Origin of the sequence: Erwinia sp. (assembly GCF_031978025.1) — a bacterium.
Classification (GTDB): Bacteria; Pseudomonadota; Gammaproteobacteria; order Enterobacterales; family Enterobacteriaceae; genus Erwinia.
Window position 1 is genome coordinate 1 of the sequence record NZ_DALZCD010000312.1, and the last position, 4,855, is coordinate 4,855.

Here is a 4,855-nt window from a genome sequence, read left to right on the forward strand (position 1 = left end):
CTTTCTACATAACGAGCAACAGTGCGTAGAATTGCAGCGCCTCTTACTCCAGCGTCCGGCAGCATGTAGTTAAAACTATACATTCCGGCAGCGCCCGCCAACGAACAGGCCGCGAGAAACCAGCCGGAAAGCGTCAGTAATGCGATGCCCGAGAGTAACGTGACGACTGCCAGCAAAATACCCAGCATCAGGCGTGGGGCGTGCGGACGTAAAAGTGCAAGCCAGGGACGCATAAATTTCATCTCCCCATCTCCTCAACCAGCGTTTTAAAAGGCCCGGGTTGCTGCAGCAACTGCGCCTTACTGCCCTGCTGCACGAGTTTTCCCTTCTCAAGCAGCCAGACTTCGTCCCACTGATCTAAACGATCGAGCCGATGGGTAATAAACAGCGTGGTTTGATGAAAAGAGGCGTTCAGTAGCGCCTGGCTTACTTGCTCTGCCACCGGGCCATCAAGGCTGGCATCGGGTTCATCCAGCAACAATAGCCGACAAGGCTTACAGAGCGCTCTCGCCACAGCGATGCGCTGTGCCTGCCCGATAGAAAGGGCTGTCGCCTGTTCACCGACTGCGCTTTCTATGCCCTCTGGCAGCCGTGCCAGAAATTCGTCCACGCCAGCCAGGGCGCAAGCCTGTTGTAATCTGAGCGGATCGTCATCACCCTGCGGCACAATATTTTCGCGCACGGTCCGGGCAGGTAAGTGCGGATTCTGCCCCACCCAGGCAAGCTGCTGTTGCCACCAGGCCGGCAGGATATCGCGCAGTTCCGTCTCGTTTATTTTCAACGAGCCCTGATAGGGCAAGTAGCCCGCCAGTACGTTAAGAAGAGACGTTTTACCCGCGCCGCTTCGCCCAATCAGCGCCACTCTTTGACCTGCTTCCAGAGTGAAACTGAGTGGCCCGACAAGCAGTACGCCTTGATGGGTCACAATCCGCAAATCAGTGGCGGTCAGCGTCATGGCCTGCTGAAAGTCGGGCTTCAGCGTGCCGGACCGTATCTGAAACTGTTCCGCGGTCAGGAAGGTTTCCAGCACGTCGGCGGCACCTGTCGCCTGGGCTTTGGCATGATAGAAGGTGCCCAGATCTCTGAGCGGCTGGAAAAATTCCGGTGCAAGAATAAGTGCCAGAAAGCCGGAAAAAAGCGTTATGCCGAGGCCATAATGGCCAAAATCCAGTTCCCCAAGAAAGGAAAAACCGAAATAGACCGCTACGATAGCAACCGAGACGGCCGCAAAAAATTCCAGTATGGCAGAGGAGAGAAAGGCCAGACGCAAGACTTCCAGGGTTCGTTGACGGAAGCTGGCCGAAGCGGTGCGAATACGGCTATTTTCTGCTGCAGCCTGATTAAATAACCGCAGCGTTTCCATGCCCTGAAGACGGTCAAGAAAATAGCCGCTGAGCCGCGCCAAAGCCTGAAAGTTACGGCGATTAGCATCGGCTGCGCCCATACCGGCCAGCGCCATAAACAGCGGAATGAGCGGGGCGGTCAGCAGCAGAATCAGCGCTGCGACCCAGTTAACCGGGAAAAGGAAAATAAGAATAAGGCAGGGAATCAGCACGGCCAGCAGCATTTGTGGCAAATAGCGGGAATAGTAGTCCTGTAAGTTATCGATTTGTTCCAGTAAGAGCGTGCTCCAGCTTCCGGCTGGTTTCCCCTGAATAACGGCGGGGCCAGCTTCGGCAAGCTTGTCCAGGATCTGGCGACGGAGGTTTTCCCGGATGACGCGGCCTGAAGCAAAACCGGCTTGCTCACGCAGCCACAACAGCATGCCGCGCAGCACAAAACAGGAAAACAGTAATATAAATTGGGGGAGGAGTGTCTCCCGTGCAAGATGGTCCTCGATTAGCGCCTGCAGGAGCGTCGCCAGCAACCAGGCCTGACAAAGGATAAGCAGCGCACCGGTCATGCCGCACAGCAGCGAGATGCTGAACCAGAAGTTGCCATATACGCGCTGTTTTTTTAGCCATAAAAGGAGCTGTTGTTGGCGGGTCTTATCCATGCTGTACCTGTCTGCCGCGCGTTCGGACGCGTAAAATGACAATCCCTTTCTCTTGGTAAGGGCAATCGCGGGCAATGGTAGCGTGCAGAAAATAAAAAGGCGACCTGAACAGGCCGCCTTCGCTAAAATCGCATCAAAACAGTAAAGATTACTGAGATTCTTTAACTAAACCATCCAGATAGCGTTCCGCGTCCAGCGCGGCCATACAGCCGGTGCCGGCAGAGGTAATCGCCTGACGGTAGGTATGATCCATCACATCGCCTGCAGCAAACACACCGGGAATGCTGGTTTGTGTCGCGTTGCCGTGCAGGCCGGACTGCACTTTGATGTAGCCGTTTTCTAAATCAAGCTGATCTTTGAAGATTGCCGTGTTGGGGCTGTGGCCGATAGCCACAAACAGACCGGCCACGCTCAGCTCCTGCGGCGCATCGTCCAGCGTTGAGCGCAGACGCAGCGAGCTGACGCCCATTTGATCGCCCATCACTTCGTCCAGCGTTTGGTTGGTATGCAGCACGATATTGCCGTTGCGCACTTTTTCCATCAGGCGATCGATAAGAATTTTTTCCGCCCGGAAACTGTCGCGGCGGTGAATCAGATGCACTTCCGACGCGATGTTCGCCAGATACAATGCTTCTTCTACGGCCGTGTTACCGCCACCGATTACCGCTACTTTTTGATTACGATAGAAAAAGCCGTCGCAGGTAGCACAGGCTGACACGCCGCGGCCCTTGAACGCTTCTTCAGAAGGCAGGCCAAGGTAGCGGGCAGATGCGCCGGTAGCAATAATCAGCGCGTCAGCAGTATATTCGCCGCTATCACCGATCAGACGGAAAGGACGATTCTGTAAATCCACGCTGTGAATATGATCGAAAATAATCTCGGTATTAAATTTTACCGCGTGTTCATGCATGCGTTCCATCAGGCCCGGACCGGTTAAATCGTGCGGGTCACCGGGCCAGTTTTCCACGTCTGTGGTAGTGGTCAACTGACCGCCTTTTTCGAGCCCGGTGATCAGTACCGGGTTAAGGTTAGCTCGTGCTGCGTATACAGCCGCCGTATACCCAGCGGGGCCGGAACCTAAAATAAGTAATTTACTGTGTCTGGCCGTGCTCATGAGACCCTCATTATTTAGCTGGCTACTATGTTGCGATTGTAGGGAATTTAGGGCGGCAAAAAAAGCATTCTGCAATTTTGTTAGCGATGGTTGTAAAAGGTTTAGCCGATTACCTTCAGGGAACAGTGCTATTGCTGCGCTAAATCAGGGCAAAACACGCTGTAAAATGGTGCAATGAGTCAATTTTTCCATTATAAAACAGTCACGCAGCTTAACATCTGGCATGTTGTACTGATTTTAGTTGTTTTACTTTGACAATCGGCTGCGCTTTTGCGAAAACAGTGGGGGGAAGCAGAGGACATTTGAGCTGGCAAGACAGATTTTTCCTGTTTTGGAAGGCTCAATAAACTCAGTCTGTCATTGGTCATGACGCATGGTGTGGACAGACAGCATGCGTCAGACGGATGGGCGTGATAACACCGCAGCAGGCTCCAGACTTCACTTAGAACAACCCTGCGAGATGATTTCGTTCAGGGTGTGGCAGGCAAAGGGAAGGCATTTAGAGAGACAATAATAATGGTAGACAATAAAAAACGGCCTGGAAAAGATCTCGACAGAATCGATCGTAATATCCTTAACGAACTGCAAAAGGATGGACGTATCTCTAACGTCGAGCTTTCCAAACGCGTAGGTTTATCACCTACACCATGCCTTGAGCGTGTTCGTCGTCTTGAAAGACAGGGTTTCATCCTGGGTTATACCGCCCAGCTCAATCCGCATTATCTGGATGCCTCGCTGCTGGTATTCGTTGAGATTACTCTGAATCGTGGCGCACCTGACGTGTTTGAACAATTTAACGCCGCAGTGCAAAAACTTGAGGAAACTCAAGAGTGTCACCTCGTTTCAGGCGATTTTGACTACCTGTTGAAAACGCGCGTGCCGGATATGTCCGCTTACCGTAAATTGCTGGGTGAAACCCTGCTACGCCTGCCTGGCGTAAACGATACGCGGACCTATGTGGTCATGGAAGAAGTGAAACAAAGTAACCGCTTAGTCATTAAGACGCGGTAACACAGGGCAGGTGCAAAACCTGATAGGTTTCGGTACACTCCTGTGAATTCATACAGTTTCAGCGTCGGGCTTGCCCGACGCTGTTGCCTCCATAGTTTACAGGCACCTGGAGAGTACTCTTGAGCCAGGAATATACAGAAGATAAAGATGTTTCCCTACAGTCGCTGAGCAGCGGTCGTCGATTGCTCGAAGCGTTACTGATTGTTGTGGCGCTTTTTGCCGTCTATTTGATGGTGGCGCTGTTAAGCTTTAACCCCTCCGATCCCAGCTGGTCACAAACCGCCTGGCACGAACCCATTCATAATGTGGGTGGCGGCATTGGCGCATGGCTGGCAGACACGCTGTTCTTTATTTTTGGCGTGATGGCTTATGCTATTCCCCCGGTTATCCTGGGGCTGTGCTGGATCACCTTCCGCCAGCGGCATTCGCAGGATTACATTGATTATTTTGCCGTGGCGCTGCGTTTGATCGGCGTGCTGGCGCTCGTGGTCACTTCGTGTGGTCTGGCAGCGTTAAATGCTGATGATATCTGGTATTTTGCTTCCGGTGGCGTGATTGGCAGCCTGTTAAGCAATGCGATGGCACCCTGGTTTAACGCCGCTGGCGGCACCTTAACGCTGCTGTGCGTGTGGGCGGCCGGTCTGACGCTTTACACCGGCTGGTCCTGGCTGACCATTGCTGAAAAAATTGGCGCGGCCGTGATGGGCGTGCTGACTTTCGCCAGTGGACGCAGG

General features: G+C 53.1%; 4 protein-coding genes and 1 pseudogene. 2 read left to right on the plus strand and 3 right to left on the minus strand.

What is annotated here, in order from left to right:
• The 3 genes and pseudogenes from RTK32_RS19090 to trxB form a co-directional block, all read right to left on the minus strand.
• A pseudogene (locus RTK32_RS19090) lies at window positions 1-242 on the minus strand (cysteine/glutathione ABC transporter ATP-binding protein/permease CydC); the annotation flags it as partial.
• Window positions 239-1,996 carry a heme ABC transporter permease/ATP-binding protein CydD gene (gene cydD / locus RTK32_RS19095; RefSeq protein WP_312046761.1) on the minus strand — a complete coding sequence of 586 codons (1,758 nt, stop codon included), beginning with the start codon at window positions 1,994-1,996 and terminating at the stop codon, window positions 239-241. The gene cydD and the pseudogene RTK32_RS19090, both read right to left, overlap by 4 nt.
• A gap of 148 nt (window positions 1,997-2,144) precedes the next feature.
• Window positions 2,145-3,110, minus strand: a complete 966-nt coding sequence (gene trxB, locus RTK32_RS19100; RefSeq protein WP_312046763.1) for a thioredoxin-disulfide reductase — start codon at window positions 3,108-3,110, stop codon at window positions 2,145-2,147.
• Between the two features lie 516 nt (window positions 3,111-3,626).
• On the opposite strand from trxB, the gene lrp reads away from it, so the two are divergent.
• Both lrp and RTK32_RS19110 read left to right on the plus strand, forming a co-directional pair.
• Window positions 3,627-4,121, plus strand: a complete 495-nt coding sequence (gene lrp, locus RTK32_RS19105) for a leucine-responsive transcriptional regulator Lrp (protein ID WP_006118610.1) — start codon at window positions 3,627-3,629, stop codon at window positions 4,119-4,121.
• A gap of 119 nt (window positions 4,122-4,240) precedes the next feature.
• A partial coding sequence (locus tag RTK32_RS19110; RefSeq protein ID WP_312046764.1) for a DNA translocase FtsK 4TM domain-containing protein occupies window positions 4,241-4,855 on the plus strand: 615 nt, incomplete at its 3' end.